The organism is Candidatus Ancaeobacter aquaticus, assembly GCA_030765405.1.
Lineage (GTDB): Bacteria > Auribacterota > Ancaeobacteria > Ancaeobacterales > Ancaeobacteraceae > Ancaeobacter > Ancaeobacter aquaticus.
On sequence record JAVCCP010000051.1, the window covers coordinates 49,827 to 67,448 of the forward strand.

Sequence of the window (17,622 nt, forward strand, 5' to 3'; positions counted from 1 at the left end):
TAATAATATAACCTTTTTAAAATTAATGCAAGAGGTTGAAAAATAGTAATATATGAAAGGAGTCTCACAGTATGGTCGAACGATCCGATCTTTTGAAACGTCGTGCGGGAATTGCTATACCATTATTCTCGCTTAATGAAAAAGATAGCTGGGGAATTGGTGAAATAGGCGATGTCTATTCACTCATAGATTGGTTGGCTGAAACAGGGCAATCTTTATTGCAAATACTGCCGTTTAATGAAATGGCTCCCGGGGAAAATAGTCCTTATTCAGCATTAAGTATTTTTGCAATAGACCCAGTCTATATATCTATAGATAAGAAAAATATAATAGATCAAAAAGATTTGAAAAAATGCAATAAATCACCAATACCGTACACAGAAATTAGAAATATCAAGTTGGGTTATCTGAAAGAATCATTTAAATCGTTCAAAAAATCCCCCCCAGAGGCTTTTAGCGGATTTTTAGATATAAACAGCTGGTGGTTGCATGATTATGCGCTATTTAGGGTGTTAAAGGAAAAAAACAATTGGTACAGTTGGACGCATTGGCCCCAAGAATATAAAGATAGAAATGTTGATGCATTAGAGAAATTTGCTAAAGAGGAAAGTGATCTAATACTCTTTCAAAAGTATGTTCAATGGGTTGCATGGGAGCAATGGGTAAATCTGAGAAAATATGCGGAATCCAAAGGTGTCTTATTAAAGGGGGATGTTCCCTTTGCGCCATGTGTTGAAAGCGATGTTGCATGGGTTCATAGAGAAATTATAGATCCTAATTTTACTCTCGGCGCACCGCCTGATGCTTTCAGTGCGGATGGTCAGAAATGGGGGTTACCGGTATACCATATAGGACATATGGAAGAGAGAGAGTTTAGTTATTGGCGTGCACGTGCGCAATGGGCTGATAGACTGTTTCATATATACAGGATAGATCATGTTGTGGGTTGTTATAGGATGTATGCATTTCCGGAAGATAAATCTGGAGAGGCGCGTTTTATTCCTGAGCATGAAGATGAACAGCTCAGACTTGGAGAACGCATTATCCATGTGTTACTTGATGAATCAAAAGTAACATATCCTATTGCGGAAGATCTTGGTGTGATACCTGATTTTGTGCGTGAATCATTAGCGCGGTTACAAATACCGGGATATAAGATATTTCGTTGGGAACGATACTGGAATACTGAAGAACAAAATTATATTGATCCAAAAGACTATTCAGAGATTTCAATTGCGACAACAAGCACACATGACACTGATACATTGAGTCAGTGGTGGAAAACTGTACCGGAAAATGAAAAGAATGATATATGCGCCATGGTAGGGGTAACCCCCACTGATAAAAAGTGTGCTTTTAGTTTTGCTATACATATGGGGATACTTAATATTCTCTATAGATCAAATTCAATTTTTTCTATAATTCCTATACAGGATCTATTTGGGTGGAAAGATGTTATTAATGTTCCGGGAACAGTGAGTAAAAATAATTGGAGTTGGCGCTTACCGGGAAGCATTCAGAATATTATAAAAGAGAAGAATAATGCAAAATGTTTAAAAACAATAGATGCCGTTCTAAACGATTCAGGAAGAAAACAGTTTGTGGCGGCACGATAAATAAAAAGATTTGATTAAGAATGTTTTATGAAACAAAAACATAAAATATATATTTCAGAAAATATAAGTATAAAAACAATCAGAAAAATATCTGAAGAATTACAGATACCCGAACATAAAATAAGAAAATATACGCATAAAGAAAAACAAAAAAAGAAGATTCAGGAAAATAAAGGGGTGTTAAATAAAGTATATATACATTCTTTTATACTCGTATGTGCCCTAACACTTATATCATATTCCAGCTATATGGCATACAGGCATAGCGATTTAGTGAAAACTGCGGTAACGTTATGTGAGAAAATAGTACTATATACACGGAACCAATCAGCTTTGAATGATAATGCGTATCTTGCTAATAAAATAAACAGTACACAGCAGAAAGCTCTACAATGTTATAAAAGCGCTAATATCATGCGTGCGCAAGGAAATAAGCAGGGGGCAATTTCTCGATACAAAGATGCCGTGCGATATAATCCTAAATATACAAAAGCGTATATTAACCTCGGGGTAACTTTGTATGAAGTCGGTGATAAGGACTCAGCGAAGAAAGCATTTGAAAAAGTAATAGAACTACACCCGCATTCATCTGACGGATATAATAATCTCGGAAATTTAATGACAGCGGAAGGTATCTATTCTGATGCACTAAAACTGTATAGGGAAGCTTTAAGGTATAACCCGCATGACTCTATAGTGTATTACAATATAGGGTATATTTATACAAAACAAGGTAAACGCAATGAAGCAAAAGAGTATTTTAATTACGCGATTGAGATAAATCCTCAATTACTTCTTGCTCATGTACAGCTAGCACATCTCTATTATCAAGATAAAGAGTTTGATAAGGCCCGCGATCATGGTAAACTTGCGCTATCTTTGGGTGGCGCTAAAGATAAAAATCTTTCAAAAGTTTTAAAAAAATATATAAATAAATAGGAGGAGTGCTATGTCTAAAGTTCTTGTATGTTATTATTCTCGAACGGGAAACACTGAAAAAATGGCCGCAGCAATAGGAGGTTTCATAAAAGATGAAGGTGTTGATGTAGATGTAAAGAAAGTTCAGGATGTTAAGGCTAATGAATTAGAACAGTATGACGGCATTGTTGTTGGTTCTCCAACATATTATGGGACAATGGCATGGGAAATTAAAAAGTTATTAGATGAAAGCGTCGTTTTGCATGGAAAATTGAAAGGTAAGGTAGGTGGAGCTTTTTCATCCGCAGCGAATATTGCTGGAGGAAATGAAACAACTATTCTTGATATCATTAATGCATTTTTAATACACGGTATGATCGTGCAGGGGGAACCAAAAGGAGATCATTATGGTCCTGTCGCAATAGGATCTCCAGATCAACGCACAATTGATTGTTGTAAAAAACATGCAATAAATATTGCGACACTCATTAAAAAATTATGAAAATACAATTACCAAAAATAACTCTTGGAATAACTCTTCTGATTCTTGCTTCATCATTCTTTGCGGCACAGCTATCGGATGCATTGAGAAGCGCGATAGGATTTCATTATTTTTATTTAGCGGTAAGATGCATTATAATTCTCTTGTGCGTATTGCTGATAATCTATAACTATCGGGAAAGAATATCTCATAAAAGATGTTTTCTTTTTTCGGTTTTCGTTGCTTTAGGGCTTATTGCGATATGGTTTATAAAAAATCCTGTAGAGAGATTGCACCTTCTAGAATTTGGTTTGCTTGGCTGGTTCGCATACAAAGAATTAGCTCTTAGAGAGACACGAAAGATAAAAAAGGTTCTCTATCCGCTTTTGTTCATAGTAATAATAGGTGTTCTCGATGAAGTTGTGCAGCATTTTATACCGTATAGAGTAGGAGAAATGAGAGATTCTCTTATAAATATAGCAAGCGGTTTATGGGGGATAATACTGTGTGTCTTATTTAAAGAGAAGAGGTATTGTGAAAATAATCAGTAAAAATCTTGAGTATAATACAAAAGGTAACCTGGATCTGATTGACATAACAGATGATTTAGGACGTATTATAGAGGATACTAACGTGCAAAACGGTACTGTCACCGTTTTTGTCGTGGGGTCTACAGCTGCCGTAACAACATTTGAATATGAGCCCGGAATGATACGTGATATGAACGATCTCTACGAAAAGGTTGCACCTGTAAAAAAACACTATAGTCATGACGATACATGGGGTGATGCAAATGGTTTTAGTCATATCCGGGCAGCATTACAGGGACCATCCTTAGTTATCCCTCTTATTGAAGGAAAATTAACTTTAGGAACATGGCAGCAAGTTGTGTTAGCAGAATTTGATAATCAACCGAGAAATAGAAATATTGTTATTCAGATAATGGGTGAGTAAAAAGAAGAGGTATTGTGGGGAGAATAACATTATTTTGTGGTGATATCACGTTGTGTGAGGTAGATGCTATTGTTAATGCTGCAAATGAACGCTTAGCTGGTGGCGGGGGTGTTGACGGTGCTATTCACAGAGCTGCAGGTCCTACCGTTATGGCAGAATGTCAGAAAATAGGAGGATGCATAACGGGAGAAGCAGTTATCACGAATGCAGGTAGATTAAATGCAAAGAAAATCATTCATACCGTTGGTCCTATTTGGCGGGGAGAAAATAAGAACGAATCCATACTTCTTGAAAACTCGTATAGAAATAGTTTTCTTTTAGCGCAAAAAGAAGAGATTAAGACGATAGCTTTTCCGGCAATAGGGGGTTAAGAAAGAATAATATGACCAATTTGGAGGCTCATCTTTGAGCTGTATGCAAGGCGCAACGACGTTGGCGTGCCCTTTGCAGTACGTGAAGGAGGAGCAACAAAGCAGACGGCCAAAGATGTGCCTCCCCGAAGGGGCTGGCCGCTTTTGGGCTACAACGGTGTCACTCATCGCTTGCGTATCACAGGGGATACGCGGCGCTTTTCGTTCCTTGTTTCGCTCCAAAATCGACTCAGCCAAATTAGTCATATTATTCTTTCTTAACCCCCCTTGCACCGGTGTCTATGGATACCTACTACAAGAAGCAACCAAAATAGCATTAAAAGTAGGGATGCAGTATATAGATGCGTTTAATGAAATAATATTTGTATGTTTTTCAGAGAATGATTACTGTTTGTATAAAAGTGAATATCGTAAATTAAATTGCGAACAATAAAACAGGAAAAGGATTCTACTATGATAAAAAATATGCGCTGTAGCTTAATGTTGTGTCTTGCGAGTGCTCTTGTATTATGTGGCTGTGTTAATCAGAAGAAATATATTGCAAACGAAGGGGAAATCTTCCAGGTGTCAACGATAGGCGCATTGCTAAAGGGAGATTATGACGGCGATATTACAATACACGCTTTAAAAGCGCATGGCGACGTTGGCATAGGCACTTTTAATGGGTTAGACGGTGAATTAGTAATGGTTGACGGCGAATGTTATCAGGTAAAACATAGCGGAAAAGTGGTGATAGCGGATAATCTTGCAAAAACACCTTTTGCAGTTGTGACAGGATTTACATCTGATGCACTACATAAGATAGATGAACGAAAAACAATCGATGAAATGAAGACATATATCGACAAACTATTGCCGACAAAGAATATATTCTACGCAATACGTATTGACGGAATGTTCGAATATATTAGGACAAGAAGCGTTGCACGACAAGAAAAGCCGTATCAAAAACTTACTGACGCTTTAAAAGACCAGTCTGTCTTTGAATTTAATGATATAGAAGGGACAATTATCGGATTTCGGTGTCCTCCATATATTAATAATCTGAATGTGCCCGGTTATCATTTCCATTTTATATCTAAAGACCGAAGACATGGGGGGCATCTTTTGGCGTCTACGACAAAGAATGTGTATGTACAGATAGATGCTGATGATACTTTTTTTATGGTTTTACCTCGCACGGAACCGTTCTATAAAATGCATTTTGATTCGCAAAAATCAGAGTATAGATAGCATGGGAATATATGAATAAAAAAGCACACCAGTGGTTAGGTATATTTAAAAGCATAGGCCCGGGTTTGTTGTTTGCGGGTGCCGCAATCGGCGCATCGCATTTGGTGCAGTCAACGCGTGCAGGTGCAAATTATGGATACCGACTCATAGGATTAATTATCCTTGTCCTTGCATTAAAATATCCATTCTTTGAATATGCGCATCGTTACACTGCTGCAACGGGTAAGACCATATTGAAAGGGTATCTGAATCTGGGACGATGGGCTCTGGCAATTTTTTTTGTTCTGGCTTTGTGTGCGGCTTTTATTAATACCGCGGCAGTTACACTTGTTACCGCGTGTCTGGGCGGATTTTTGTTCGGGATAGATATCTCTCCGGCTCTATTGAGCATTCCGGTAATAATTGTTGTGGCGGTTATTTTGCTCCTAGGTCGGTATCCGCTTCTGGATAAAGCGATGAAAATTATGCTCTCTCTACTTGCTATTGCAACGCTTGTTGCAGTATCTGCGGCATTAGTTAAAGGTAACCCGGCGCTTTCGGGAAGTGTTCATCCAAAGCTTTGGAATCTTGCCGGAGTAACCTTTCTCCTGGCATTAATGGGGTGGATGCCAACCCCGTTAGATATATCTGTGTGGCCCTCATTATGGCGCATTGAACGAAAAAAACAAACAAGATATACACCTTCAATGAAAGAAGTTCTCTTCGACTTTAATTTCGGATATATCCTTACCGGTATTCTTGCTATTGCTTTTTTATTGTTAGGAGCTCTTGTTATGTATGGAAGTGGTCAGACGTTCTCAAATTCTGGAATACAGTTTTCTGAGCAGCTTATCTCGCTATATACAAAAACAATAGGCGGGTGGAGCTGGCTTTTTATCGCTATAGCTACTTTTTTTACAATGTTTTCCACGACACTGACAGTTTTCGACGGATATACCCGTACTATCAGAGGGTCTATAAAACTGCTTTTCCCTAAAACCAAAAAAAGGATCAGGCATCTTTATTGGATCGTTTTTGGATCTCTGGTCGTTTTTACCATATGTATCATCGGTTTTTTTGTAAGCGGGATAAAGAGTATGGTTGACATTGCAACAATTCTCGCATTTTTGGCCGCGCCGCCGCTTGCATATTTGAATTTTAAAGTTGTTACCAGCGGTGATATGCCGGAGGAACACAGACCAAAACTTTTTATGAGACTCGTTAGCTGGCTAGCAATTACATTAATGTCATTATTTAGTGTCATTTTTATATATTGGCGTTTTATTAAATAGGGTTACATATGAAAACTATATCAAAAAAAACAATTGAACGAGTACTTTTATACCTTCGGACATTAGAGGGACTCATTAAAGAGAAACGCTATTTAGTCTCTTCTAAACAGCTTGCTCAAATAATCGGACTGACTGATGCACAAATCCGTAAAGATATATCCAGTTTCGGAAAAGTTGTTGGAACACCGGGGATTGGGTATAAAACAAAGGAATTAAAAAAGACATTGGAAAAGTTTGTTCTTCAACAAAATGTTGTTCACATAGTTCTTTTTGGGGTGGGAAACCTTGGTACAGCAATAATGAAATATCCCGGGTTTCAGGGAAAAAAGATAAAAATAGTTGCGGCATTCGATAAGACAAAATCAAAAATCGGAAAAAAAATGCATGGCGTGAGTATATATCCTGTTATACGTGCCCCGGAAATAATTGCAAAAACACATGCAGATATCGGGGTAATTGCAGTACCTAAAGAATATAGTCAGGAAGTAGCTGATGTAATGGTATTATCCGGGTTAAGGGGGATTGTCAACTTTTCACCAATATCTATCAGCGTGCCACAAAACGTAAAAGTAAAAGATATTGATCTTTCAATAGAGTTTCTCTCCTTATTTTGTAATACTCATATCTAAAAAAATATCCCATATTTTCCTAAATCTGTTACAATGAACGGTTTATTGCGTAAATGTATAGCCTAAAGTATTATCAAGGAGGGGTTTTAATGTTTAGAGAAGAAATTAGAGTAATGGATTGCACGGTAAGAGACGGTGGATTAATCAATAAACATCAGTTTAAGCATGATTTTGTTAGAGATGTCTATAAAGCGGTGAGTGCCTCTGGAGTTGATTATATGGAAATCGGATACAAGAATTCACCAAAGCTTTTTTCGTCTGATGAATATGGTCGTTGGAAATTCTGTCATGATGATGATATCAGAAAAGTAACCGACGGGATTGAATCGAACACGAAACTGTCTGTGATGGTTGATGTCGGCCGTGTAGATATAGATGATGTGACTCCAAAGGCAGAGAGTCCGGTTGATATGATACGTGTAGCGTCCTATGTTAAGGATGTTGATAAAGCTATTAATCTTGCAAATCATTTCCATGATAAAGGCTATGAAACTTCTATTAACATTATGGCAATATCAAAAGCTGTTGACTCTGAGCTTACCGAAGCTCTTCACCAGTTGGAAGAAGAATGTAAGTCTGAAGTTATCTATATCGTTGATAGTTATGGGTCGCTTTATCAGGAAACAGCCGAGCAATTGGTTAAAAAATTCAGAAAGATACTCAAAACTAAAGAAGTAGGGATGCACGCGCATAACAACCAACAGCTCGGATTTTCAAATACCATAGAAGCGATCATGCATAATGCAAATTATGTTGACGGCACTGTCTATGGCATGGGCCGTGCAGCAGGGAACTGTCCACTAGAGCTTTTACTCGGTTTTCTTAAGAATCCAAAATTTGATGTCCGCCCTGTTCTGGAACTCATTTCAAAGGATTTTATTCCATTGCGTGAAGAAGTCGAGTGGGGATATATTATCCCGTTTGCAATAACAGGAATTCTGAACGAGCACCCGCGTAGCGCAATAGCATTGAGAGATAGTGATCGAAAAGAAGAGTATGTTAAATTCTACGAAGACTTGAGAGATGGTGCTCTCTATTAAAATGATCGTATGAATATTCAGTCATTTCTAAAAAAACCGATTATGGGGATTGTCCGTGGTGTGGATATGCGAAACATAGCGCCACTTGTAGATGCTGTTATAACAGCTGGCCTGGAAACTATTGAGTTTACAATGAATACGCCTTCTGCCCCCGAGATTATCCGTGAAGCAAAGAATTGTGCTGATAACGCTGTTGATATAGGTGCAGGGACAGTTCTTACCATGGAGCAATTACATAGCGCGCTCGAAGCAGGTGCTACATTTATTGTAATGCCGGTTTTAGTAGATGAGATTGTTCACTATTGTGTCAAACATTCAATACCAGTTTTTCCGGGCGCGTTTACTCCTCAAGAAATTTATAATGCCTGGAATGCCGGAGCGAGTATGGTTAAGGTTTTTCCCTCAAAATATTTTGGTCCATCATATATGAAAGAGATCAAAGGGCCGTTTAATGATATACAACTACTTGCTTGCGGAGGCGTTACACCTGATACAATAAATGATTTTTTTAGCCAAGGGGCTTCTGCCGTTGCGTTTGGCGGATCTATTTTACGTAAAGACTGGATAGATCAGGGAAGATTTGATCTGATAAAAGTTGAAATAGAAAAGCTTATTCGTGCACATGGAAATTTGAATATCCATTGAAAAGAAAGGAATTAAAATGATCGCAAAGGCATTAAAATATATAACCTATGATATTTGGAGAATCAGATTAAAAGATGTTCCCCGTTCAAAATCATTTTTAATAAAGCAGTTACGTGTCATTATTCTTTCGGTAAGAGGATTTGCAGACGATAACTGTACGTTCAGGGCTTCAGCGCTAACGTTTTATACTCTTCTTTCAATTGTCCCTGTTTTTGCTATGGCATTTGGTATTGCGAAAGGATTCGGTTTTCAAAAAGTTCTTGAGAAACAACTCATGCAGAATTTTTCGATGCACGATGAAGTAGTATCACAGGTAATCACGTTTGCACAGTCATTACTCAATAATACACGTGGCGGCATGATTGCCGGAATAGGTGTTGCCGTACTTTTCTGGTCAGTGATAAAGGTGTTAGGAAATATAGAAAAGTCATTTAATGAAATATGGGGGATCAAGCAGGGGCGAGGTATTGGCCGTAAATTCAGTGACTATTTATCGATAATGCTTATCTGTCCTGTACTAATGATCATGTCAAGTAGTATAACAGTTTTTCTTGCAACTCAGTTTGAGCAACTTACTGCAAAATTTGCGTTGCTAGGGATGTTTCATTTCCTTGTTGTTCTATTGATAAAGATGACCCCGTATATAATGATCTGGGTGTTATTTACGTTTGTTTATATTTTTATGCCGAACACAAAAGTAAGTTATAAATCCGGCATAATAGGTGGTATAGTTGCCGGAACAATATACCAAATAACACAAATCGGTTATATCCATTTACAGGTAGGTGTAGCAAAATATAACGCCATTTACGGTAGTTTCGCGGCGTTGCCATTGTTCCTTGTATGGTTGCAATTAAGCTGGTTTGTTGTTCTTTTAGGTGCAGAGGTATCATTTGCAGATCAGAATGTTGATACGTATGAATTCGAGCCGGATTGTTTACAGGTAAGCCACTCTTTTAAACAGCTTTTAAGTATGCAAATACTCACTATGTTGATCAAACGTTTTACAGATGGGTTATCCTTATCGGCTTCTGAAATATCTCACCTGACGGAGGCGCCGATACGTCTTGTTCGGCAGATCATGTACGATCTGGTAAAATGCGGGTTAGTCTCGGAAATAAAATCAGGAAAGTATCAACAGAGTGCTTATCAACCCGGTATCGATGTTGATAAGCTTACTGTAGAGTACGCTATCGAGCGCATGGAACATGTAGGGGTTGAAGATATTCCTGTAGCAAAAACAGAAGAATTTGTAAAAATATCAGAGGTGCATAAGAATTTTAGAGAGACATTATCTAAATCATCAATGAATATTTTATTGAGAGATGTGTAAGCCAGAATTACGAACACATAATGTAACCATTTACGAGAGAACATATTGGGATGGATCGCATTCAGCAAGATAAAGCCCTAAGGTATTCAATTATTGATGGAGGCTTATCATCAGTTATGGATGCAATTGCCGGGGGAATATTTCTTACCGGTTTTGCACTCAAAGTTTTACATGCAGAACCTCACCAGATAGGAATTCTTGCGTCACTCCCAATGTTTGCAAACCTCACGCAGATAATTGGCTCATATATTATAGAAAAATCTGGCCACAGAAAAATGTTCTGTTTTATCAATATGTTTTTGGGTAGATTGATATGGCTCCTTGTCGCTATGCTGCCTTTTGCAATATTTGCCCCCCTTGCGGATTGGCGTATTTTTGTGCTCGTTATTATTATAGGTTTTTCAAATGTATTTCAGGCATTATCTGGTGTTGCATGGCTTACATGGATGAGCGCTGTTGTCCCCGCAAATAAAAGAGGGACATTTTTTGGAAAAAGAAATATGGTAACATCCGCATGCGGAGTTGTTGTTGCGCTTGTCGGCGGAAAATTTATTACACTATGGACAAATCATTATGGACAGGATAGTCCTTATGGGTATGTAATTCTATTTGCTGTAGGCGTGCTTTTCGGCTTAGCAGCGTCATTATTTTTGGTGCGGATTCCTGATGTTGAACCTACGCAGGAACATGATAAAAAGAAATTTGATGTATCAATAATGTTCCAGCCGTTCAAAGATAGAAATTTTCTTATCTTAACTCTTTACGTGTCAGCATGGACATTTGCCGTGCAGTTTGCGGGGCCGTTTTATACCGTTTTTATGATGCAGGATCTCAATATCAGTTTGTCAGCCATTGCTGTTTTTACCACATTATCGACGCTTGTAACGGTTTTCATGATGAAAATATGGGGTCCAATATCAGATAAGTTAGGAAACAAGCCGGTAATGATTGTGTCCGGCTGGTTTCTTGTGCTCACACCCTTTATCTGGCTTTTTGCACTGCCAAAAATGTATATAATACCAATTATCGTAGCATTTACGATAACAAGTGCGTTTACAGCAGGCGCGACACTCACGCAGAACAATATTCTTATTAAATTATCTCCTGAGCAAGGCCGTTCAATATATTTTGGATTATTTGCTTCAGTAGTTGGTATTATTGGTGGAGTTGCGCCTGTTATCGGCGGTTATCTTGCGAGTATTCTGGGGAATTTTAGTTTTACTTTAGGTGCATATCAGGTAACGAACCTTCATATGATTTTTATTATCTCTGCATTTTTACAAATGATAACAATATTTTTTATATTGAAAGTAAAAGAACCGGAAGCTGCCGCGCCATACACAGTAATTATGCAGCTCAAGACAGACCTTAATCCTCAGACAGGTATAGCGACAGCCGCCAGGTTTGCATTTGTAAATGCGCAAAAAGGACATAATGTATTAAATCAGATTGATAGAGTGACTGATAACATAGCAAAAAGTTCAGAAAGTATGATTAGCAAAGTAATTAGTAAACCAATACGTAAAATAAAAGAGTATCTTGAAAGCGACGAATAAATAGGAGGAGGCACAATATGCAAAAAGCAGTTGAAACCAGTAAGGAAATAGTAGTCAGTAGCGTTGAAAAATATTATGACGTTCTAGTCATCTATATGCATAAAACGATAGAAGCGATATGTATACTTTTTATAGGGTGGATAGGAGCGTTACTGATTAGAAAAATTGTGACAAAACTTTTTAAGGCATTTGGAATAGATGTTATCGCTGAGAATACAGGCCTAAAGAGTTTCATGGTGCGTAACGGGATCAATAAAAATATTTCTGCATTGATTGGGGTAGCGTTTTACTGGCTTATTATACTTGTTGCACTAGTTATGGTGTTTAACACTTATGAAATGCAGGCTGCATCAAATGTTTTGTGGTTAGTTGCTGTATATATTCCACGTATCATTATTGCAGTTGTCATAATTGCTATTGGTTTGCGTTTAGGGCAGATATTAGGTGTCATTGTTGATACTCGGGCACGTAACGCAAATATTGCCTTTGCATCAGTTCTTGGGAAAATCGCTAATGTTTCGATCATAGGCCTTGCTATAATGATAGCTCTTGAGTACTTAAGTATTGCTCCCATATTTATCAGTCAGTTATTTGTCTTTATATTCTGTATTGTGCCACTTATAGCAGCAATTGTAATTGCCGTTGCAGGTAAGGATGTACTCTCAAATGTATTTGCTGGGAAAATGATCAAAAAGACATATGCAGTCGGTGAAGAAATTAATGCAGATTCAGTTAGCGGAACAATTGTTTCAATTGATATAATGACAACAAAATTGGAAAATGGTAATCAGGAAATCATAGTACCCAATACAGAATTAGCAAAGAAAGTAATAAAAAGGAATAAATCATAGAAAAGTGAGCAATGATTCTATAATAGGGAGGGTATATGAAACATTCATTTAAGGTCGGATTTAGTTTTGGTGTAACATCAGGGATTATAACCACACTTGGCTTAATGATAGGGCTTTATTCAGGCACTCATTCAAAACTGGCAGTTTTAGGAGGAATTATCACGATAGCAATAGCGGATGCGTTTTCAGATTCACTAGGAATACATATTTCAGAAGAATCAGAAAACAAACATACCGCTAAAGAAATATGGATATCAACATTTTCAACCTTTGTTTCAAAATTTGTTTTAGCTATGACATTTGTTGTACCGGTATTGCTATTAAGTTTAAGAAATGCGATTGCCGTTAGTATCATCTGGGGACTTTTACTTTTATCAATATTAAGTTATACTATTGCATGTGAAGAAAAAGTAAACAGGTGGAAAGTTATAATTGAACATCTATTTATAGCTGTTTTAGTTATTGTTTTGACGTATTTAATCGGTATATGGATATCACGAGTTTTTGTTTAGTAATGAGGGCGACTAATCAAGAATGGAACTATGTGGTGGAAATGGGCTCTTTTTGTATTATGCGCAGTTTCTATTCTTGCATGTATTATTAGTACAACGATTGATTGGTTTAAAGGGCATACCGGACCATTTGGTCCAAAACCGGAAGATTGGTGGGGATGCGGTATATTTACTATAGTACTATTGCTGGTAATGTACTGGCTAGGTAAAAAGTTGTTTTAGTCTTACGAAAGGTTAATTTAAGATAGTTTGTAATACTCTATGAAAGGGAAAAAACTATGTATATGAAAAAAGGATCTTTTCTGATTTTTCTTGTTGCTGTGGGACTATTGTTTTTGAGTGGCAGCGCATTATCTGAAAACAATGAGACTGAAACAGTTAAGAAGGAACATGAAGTAGCGCATCATACAATAACAGAAGAAGCTGCTATCTTAAAATTTTACAACCATGCCGTTGCAACATTCCGCGAACCGTCAAGAGGGTTTACTCCGAAGCAAAGAGCGATTATAGCACACAAACGCATCTATGATATTCATAAACATGATAGAAATGTTGAAGTCAGAGCTGTTCGCGCAAAAATAGGTGATGTGAAAGGATATATTGTCTTATACAACAACAGGATAGTTTTTGCGCTCACCAAAGGCGATGTGGACCCCTTATCCGGGAAGAATCTAGACAAAATAGCGAAAGAAACAGCAGATACTTTGCGAGAGACTATTACCGCAGAAAATAAGCAACGTGAATTACCCGTTTTGTTGAAAGATATAGGGTTTGCCTTGTTGTCACTGTTAATTCTTATCGTTATTAGTATTGTATTATCCAAGATCCGCAATCGCATATTCAGAAAATACGAGAAAGTCCCTACCCACGTGAAAAAATTTATTGTTTCTGGAGTAGACCTGCGAGCAGTAGCAACAACGTGCGAGAAAAATATGTTTATTTTCGTGTTTTTTGCCGCATGGGCAACTCTCGTTTATTTTTGGCTGAGTTTTGTGTTTTCTCTGTTTCATTACACACAGCCCTGGAGCCAAAAACTTGACCATTATCTTTTTACAACACTTGTTCATATTCTCAAAAGTTTTCTTGATGCACTACCGCAGTTAGCGCTTGTTTTTGTTATATTTGTCATTGCTAGGCTCATAAATAAGTTTATTAGCGGCATATTGAGGAAAGTTGAAGAAGGTAAGATTGCCATCCCGTGGCTTGATGAAGAAGCGGCAAAAGCTTCGAGGCGCATTTTAACCGTGATTTTATGGATATTTGCATTCATTGTCGCCTATCCGCATATTCCCGGATCGGGCACAGGTGTCTTTAAGGGTATTAGTGTTTTTCTAGGATTAATGATTTCCCTTGGGTCTACGGGTCTCGTAAATCAAATAATGTGTGGGTTGGTGGTTGTGTGGTCGCGCGCAATTAAGCCGGGAGAATATATACGTGTAGCGGATGTTCAGGGAGTTGTCAAAGAGTTAGGCGTACTTTCAACTAAAATTAAAACGGCATACAAACAGGAAATAACCATACCCAATGCGGTACTCATAAGCGGAAACATAATTAACTACACACGACTAAGTGAGTTTGAAGGTGCGGTTCCTACAGTATCAGTATCTATTGGGTATGATGTTCCGTGGAGACAAGTACAAATATTACTTAAAAAGGCAGCCGAAAATACTACAGGTGTCAGAAAAGATCCTCCCGCAAAAATTGTTAAACAAAATCTGAATGATTTTTACATACAATACGATGTTTTTGTTCATATTGATAAGGGACAGAATATACCGATTGTTATGTCTAACCTAAATGGGAACATCCTTGATGCCTTTAACGATGAAGGAATCCAGGTTATGTCACCGCATTTCAATAGACAGCCTGAGGGAAAAGTTATTGTCCCGAAAGATAAATGGTACCCAAATGCTTCGGAAAAAGATAAAGCGTAGAGGACAGTGGTTTGTATACATTGTAATGTGTCGAAATGGGACGTATTACACAGGATATACAAATGATTTAGGAAAAAGAATTACGGTTCATAATAGTAATAAAGGCGCAAAATATTTACGTGGGAAGGGACCAGTAACTCTGGTCTATAAAAAAGAATATGTAAATTTGAGGTGCGCACTAAAAAAAGAGAATGAGATAAAAAATTTAACGAGAAAACAAAAAGAAAAGTTAGTTGAGAAATATGCGCAAAAAAGGAAAATAAATAATTCGGGATGAGCGGGACAAGTAAAATCGAACTTATTAATCTAGAATGGAGAAAAACACCATGAAGCAATGGTATGAATCACTATTTGAGAATTACGCGCAGAAATACGATAAGGAGTGTTTTGTTCAAGGAACGCTTGGTGAATGCGATTTTATTGAACAGGAATTAAATTTCAACAAAAATATAAGAGTAATCGATGTTGGATGCGGCACAGGGAGGCATTCGATTGAGCTGTCGAAACGGGGATATCGAGTTACAGGAATTGATTTATCGGAATCTCAGCTTACCAGAGCAAAGGAGAAAGCAAAACAGCTTAATCTGAAAATAGATTTTCAGCAACTCGATGCCCGGGATCTTCCTTTTAACGGTGAATTTGATGCAGCAATCATGCTTTGCGAGGGATCATTCCCTTTGATGGAAACAGATGAAATGAATTTTGAAATACTCAAAAATGTAACTAAGGCGTTGAAAAATAACGGGAAGTTTATATTTACCACATTAAATGGACTATTCCCGCTGTATCATTCTGTCGAGAAATTTTGCGAGTCAGCTGGCGCAGAAGGCAATGCGACTTATAAAAGCAATACCTTTGATTTAATGACATTTCGCGATTACAATACTACTGCATTCGAAGACGATTCAGGAAATAAGAAAGAATTAAAGTGTAATGAGCGCTATTATGTTCCCAGTGAAATAAATTGGCTTTTAAAAACCCTTGGGTGTAAGAAAATAGATATCTTTGGAGCGAAACTGGGAGCCTACTCAAGGAAAGATAAATTAAACCCGGAAGATTTCGAAATGCTTGTCGTTGCAGAAAAATAGTCGGGTACTATTGTAGGGGCATTAAAATGAAAAAAGATACGAAAAAAAATTACATACGCACGTTTGGTTGCCCGATGGCCGAGTTATAGTAAGTCGATGATGAGCATCGCCGAGGCGCTGGTAGGGTAATGGATTTCCTGCTCTGCAACACCGAACACTTGTTCTATGTCATCGAACACCATTGTCGCAAAAACTATATACTTTTTGCGACAAAACTACGCTGTCATTCCCACGCAAGTGGGAATCCATAAATGTCCACTAGTCAGTGGACATTTGAGTGCACCAGACATTTAATGTTCACTAAATAGTGAACATTAGGTTCTAACGAATCTTGTATTCATTTTAACATTCTGCGTTCACACAAAATTCGATTGACAAAAACATCCTTTAGTATATAATTTCATGTAATCTAATATAATCTCATATAGTTAAAGTAGGGGATTAAACGAGGAGTCCTTATGACAAAAAACTTTACTCAAAGGTTAGAAAATCTTCCCACGGAAATCTGGGTAATGATCACCAAAATAGAGGAATTAAAAGGCCAATGGATCACAGGCGCGCGGTTAAGCTCTCAGGTTTTAGGCCGCCTCAAAAGGTCTGTTTTGGTCACCTCTACCGGAGCTTCCACGCGTATTGAGGGTGCCAAGCTTTCAGATGAAGATATTGAAAAGCTTATGCGCGGTATTAATGTACAGAAATTTGCTGATCGTGATAAACAGGAAGTAAAAGGATACTATGAGTTGCTCCAGAATGTTTTTGATTCATGGAAGCACATTCGCTTTTCTGAGAACACAATTAAACATTTTCATAAGGAATTATTGAAGTACGTGCATAAAGATAAGCTTCATCGAGGTGAATACAAAAAAACAGAGAATAAAGTCCATATGATTGATGCGGAAGGGAAGTCTGTTGGTGTTCTTTTTGATACAACACCGGCCTATCTTACACCCAAAGAAATGCAGGAGTTGGTTGAGATAACGCAAAATGCTCTCAAAGAGAGCAGATATCCACCGTTACTTATTGCGGGAAACTTCCTTGTTGAGTTTTTGAAGATCCATCCGTTTCAGGATGGAAATGGGCGTATTTCTCGTGTTCTTACAAATTTGCTTTTATTGCAAGCCGGTTATCAGTACATGCCATATGTTTCTCATGAAAAACTAGTTGAAGATAATAAAGCTGATTACTATATG

The 17,622-nt window shown here is 37.6% G+C and carries 20 protein-coding genes; all 20 read left to right on the forward strand.

Features of this window, described 5'->3' with window-relative positions; translation table 11 throughout:
- The first annotated feature begins 71 nt into the window (after nucleotides 1-71).
- The gene (locus P9M13_06640) at nucleotides 72-1,616 is read left to right on the forward strand and encodes a 4-alpha-glucanotransferase (GenBank protein ID MDP8262961.1); all 1,545 of its coding nucleotides are present in this window, start codon (nucleotides 72-74) and stop codon (nucleotides 1,614-1,616) included.
- A 27-nt stretch (nucleotides 1,617-1,643) separates the two neighbouring features.
- A complete protein-coding gene (locus P9M13_06645; protein ID MDP8262962.1) occupies nucleotides 1,644-2,555 on the forward strand; it encodes a tetratricopeptide repeat protein in 912 nt (303 codons plus the stop codon).
- A 10-nt stretch (nucleotides 2,556-2,565) separates the two neighbouring features.
- Nucleotides 2,566-3,036, forward strand: coding sequence for a flavodoxin domain-containing protein (locus tag P9M13_06650; GenBank protein MDP8262963.1), 471 nt, complete (start codon nucleotides 2,566-2,568; stop codon nucleotides 3,034-3,036).
- A complete protein-coding gene (locus tag P9M13_06655; GenBank protein ID MDP8262964.1) occupies nucleotides 3,033-3,566 on the forward strand; it encodes a VanZ family protein in 534 nt (177 codons plus the stop codon). Before P9M13_06650 ends, P9M13_06655 begins: the two co-directional genes overlap by 4 nt.
- Nucleotides 3,550-3,969, forward strand: coding sequence for a secondary thiamine-phosphate synthase enzyme YjbQ (locus P9M13_06660; protein MDP8262965.1), 420 nt, complete (start codon nucleotides 3,550-3,552; stop codon nucleotides 3,967-3,969). The genes P9M13_06655 and P9M13_06660 overlap by 17 nt, the downstream gene beginning before the upstream one ends.
- A gap of 14 nt (nucleotides 3,970-3,983) precedes the next feature.
- Nucleotides 3,984-4,340: a macro domain-containing protein gene (locus P9M13_06665; GenBank protein MDP8262966.1), complete on the forward strand. Its 357-nt coding sequence runs from the start codon at nucleotides 3,984-3,986 to the stop codon at nucleotides 4,338-4,340.
- 453 nt (nucleotides 4,341-4,793) lie between these two features.
- On the forward strand, nucleotides 4,794-5,573 hold the full coding sequence (budA, locus tag P9M13_06670) for an acetolactate decarboxylase (protein ID MDP8262967.1): 780 nt from the start codon (nucleotides 4,794-4,796) through the stop codon (nucleotides 5,571-5,573).
- A gap of 11 nt (nucleotides 5,574-5,584) precedes the next feature.
- Nucleotides 5,585-6,844 (forward strand): Nramp family divalent metal transporter, encoded by a 1,260-nt coding sequence (locus P9M13_06675; GenBank protein ID MDP8262968.1) that lies wholly within the window; start codon nucleotides 5,585-5,587, stop codon nucleotides 6,842-6,844.
- 8 nt (nucleotides 6,845-6,852) lie between these two features.
- The gene (locus P9M13_06680) at nucleotides 6,853-7,473 is read left to right on the forward strand and encodes a redox-sensing transcriptional repressor Rex (protein MDP8262969.1); all 621 of its coding nucleotides are present in this window, start codon (nucleotides 6,853-6,855) and stop codon (nucleotides 7,471-7,473) included.
- 89 nt (nucleotides 7,474-7,562) lie between these two features.
- Nucleotides 7,563-8,513: an aldolase catalytic domain-containing protein gene (locus P9M13_06685; GenBank protein MDP8262970.1), complete on the forward strand. Its 951-nt coding sequence runs from the start codon at nucleotides 7,563-7,565 to the stop codon at nucleotides 8,511-8,513.
- A 9-nt stretch (nucleotides 8,514-8,522) separates the two neighbouring features.
- Entirely contained in the window at nucleotides 8,523-9,158 is a 636-nt protein-coding gene (locus P9M13_06690) for a bifunctional 4-hydroxy-2-oxoglutarate aldolase/2-dehydro-3-deoxy-phosphogluconate aldolase (GenBank protein MDP8262971.1), read from the forward strand.
- Between the two features lie 16 nt (nucleotides 9,159-9,174).
- Entirely contained in the window at nucleotides 9,175-10,491 is a 1,317-nt protein-coding gene (locus tag P9M13_06695; protein ID MDP8262972.1) for a YihY/virulence factor BrkB family protein, read from the forward strand.
- 50 nt (nucleotides 10,492-10,541) lie between these two features.
- On the forward strand, nucleotides 10,542-12,047 hold the full coding sequence (locus P9M13_06700) for an MFS transporter (GenBank protein MDP8262973.1): 1,506 nt from the start codon (nucleotides 10,542-10,544) through the stop codon (nucleotides 12,045-12,047).
- Between the two features lie 17 nt (nucleotides 12,048-12,064).
- Entirely contained in the window at nucleotides 12,065-12,898 is an 834-nt protein-coding gene (locus tag P9M13_06705) for a mechanosensitive ion channel (GenBank protein MDP8262974.1), read from the forward strand.
- 35 nt (nucleotides 12,899-12,933) lie between these two features.
- Nucleotides 12,934-13,410: a hypothetical protein gene (locus P9M13_06710; protein MDP8262975.1), complete on the forward strand. Its 477-nt coding sequence runs from the start codon at nucleotides 12,934-12,936 to the stop codon at nucleotides 13,408-13,410.
- Nucleotides 13,411-13,440: 30 nt separating this feature from the next.
- Nucleotides 13,441-13,632 carry a hypothetical protein gene (locus tag P9M13_06715; protein MDP8262976.1) on the forward strand — a complete coding sequence of 64 codons (192 nt, stop codon included), beginning with the start codon at nucleotides 13,441-13,443 and terminating at the stop codon, nucleotides 13,630-13,632.
- A 62-nt stretch (nucleotides 13,633-13,694) separates the two neighbouring features.
- Nucleotides 13,695-15,344: a mechanosensitive ion channel gene (locus P9M13_06720; protein MDP8262977.1), complete on the forward strand. Its 1,650-nt coding sequence runs from the start codon at nucleotides 13,695-13,697 to the stop codon at nucleotides 15,342-15,344.
- On the forward strand, nucleotides 15,319-15,621 hold the full coding sequence (locus P9M13_06725) for a GIY-YIG nuclease family protein (GenBank protein ID MDP8262978.1): 303 nt from the start codon (nucleotides 15,319-15,321) through the stop codon (nucleotides 15,619-15,621). The genes P9M13_06720 and P9M13_06725 overlap by 26 nt, the downstream gene beginning before the upstream one ends.
- 49 nt (nucleotides 15,622-15,670) lie before the next feature.
- Nucleotides 15,671-16,432, forward strand: coding sequence for a class I SAM-dependent methyltransferase (locus tag P9M13_06730; GenBank protein MDP8262979.1), 762 nt, complete (start codon nucleotides 15,671-15,673; stop codon nucleotides 16,430-16,432).
- A 458-nt stretch (nucleotides 16,433-16,890) separates the two neighbouring features.
- A partial coding sequence (locus tag P9M13_06735) for a Fic family protein (protein MDP8262980.1) occupies nucleotides 16,891-17,622 on the forward strand: 732 nt, incomplete at its 3' end.

Coding starts and splice junctions, on each gene's coding strand:
- P9M13_06640 (MDP8262961.1), top strand. CDS start 72: ATGGTCGAACGATCCGATCTTTTGAAACGTCGTGCGGGAATTGCTATA.
- P9M13_06645 (MDP8262962.1), top strand. CDS start 1,644: ATGAAACAAAAACATAAAATATATATTTCAGAAAATATAAGTATAAAA.
- P9M13_06650 (MDP8262963.1), top strand. CDS start 2,566: ATGTCTAAAGTTCTTGTATGTTATTATTCTCGAACGGGAAACACTGAA.
- P9M13_06655 (MDP8262964.1), top strand. CDS start 3,033: ATGAAAATACAATTACCAAAAATAACTCTTGGAATAACTCTTCTGATT.
- budA (MDP8262967.1), top strand. CDS start 4,794: ATGATAAAAAATATGCGCTGTAGCTTAATGTTGTGTCTTGCGAGTGCT.
- P9M13_06675 (MDP8262968.1), top strand. CDS start 5,585: ATGAATAAAAAAGCACACCAGTGGTTAGGTATATTTAAAAGCATAGGC.
- P9M13_06680 (MDP8262969.1), top strand. CDS start 6,853: ATGAAAACTATATCAAAAAAAACAATTGAACGAGTACTTTTATACCTT.
- P9M13_06685 (MDP8262970.1), top strand. CDS start 7,563: ATGTTTAGAGAAGAAATTAGAGTAATGGATTGCACGGTAAGAGACGGT.
- P9M13_06690 (MDP8262971.1), top strand. CDS start 8,523: ATGAATATTCAGTCATTTCTAAAAAAACCGATTATGGGGATTGTCCGT.
- P9M13_06695 (MDP8262972.1), top strand. CDS start 9,175: ATGATCGCAAAGGCATTAAAATATATAACCTATGATATTTGGAGAATC.
- P9M13_06700 (MDP8262973.1), top strand. CDS start 10,542: ATGGATCGCATTCAGCAAGATAAAGCCCTAAGGTATTCAATTATTGAT.
- P9M13_06705 (MDP8262974.1), top strand. CDS start 12,065: ATGCAAAAAGCAGTTGAAACCAGTAAGGAAATAGTAGTCAGTAGCGTT.
- P9M13_06710 (MDP8262975.1), top strand. CDS start 12,934: ATGAAACATTCATTTAAGGTCGGATTTAGTTTTGGTGTAACATCAGGG.
- P9M13_06715 (MDP8262976.1), top strand. CDS start 13,441: ATGTGGTGGAAATGGGCTCTTTTTGTATTATGCGCAGTTTCTATTCTT.
- P9M13_06720 (MDP8262977.1), top strand. CDS start 13,695: ATGAAAAAAGGATCTTTTCTGATTTTTCTTGTTGCTGTGGGACTATTG.
- P9M13_06725 (MDP8262978.1), top strand. CDS start 15,319: ATGCTTCGGAAAAAGATAAAGCGTAGAGGACAGTGGTTTGTATACATT.
- P9M13_06730 (MDP8262979.1), top strand. CDS start 15,671: ATGAAGCAATGGTATGAATCACTATTTGAGAATTACGCGCAGAAATAC.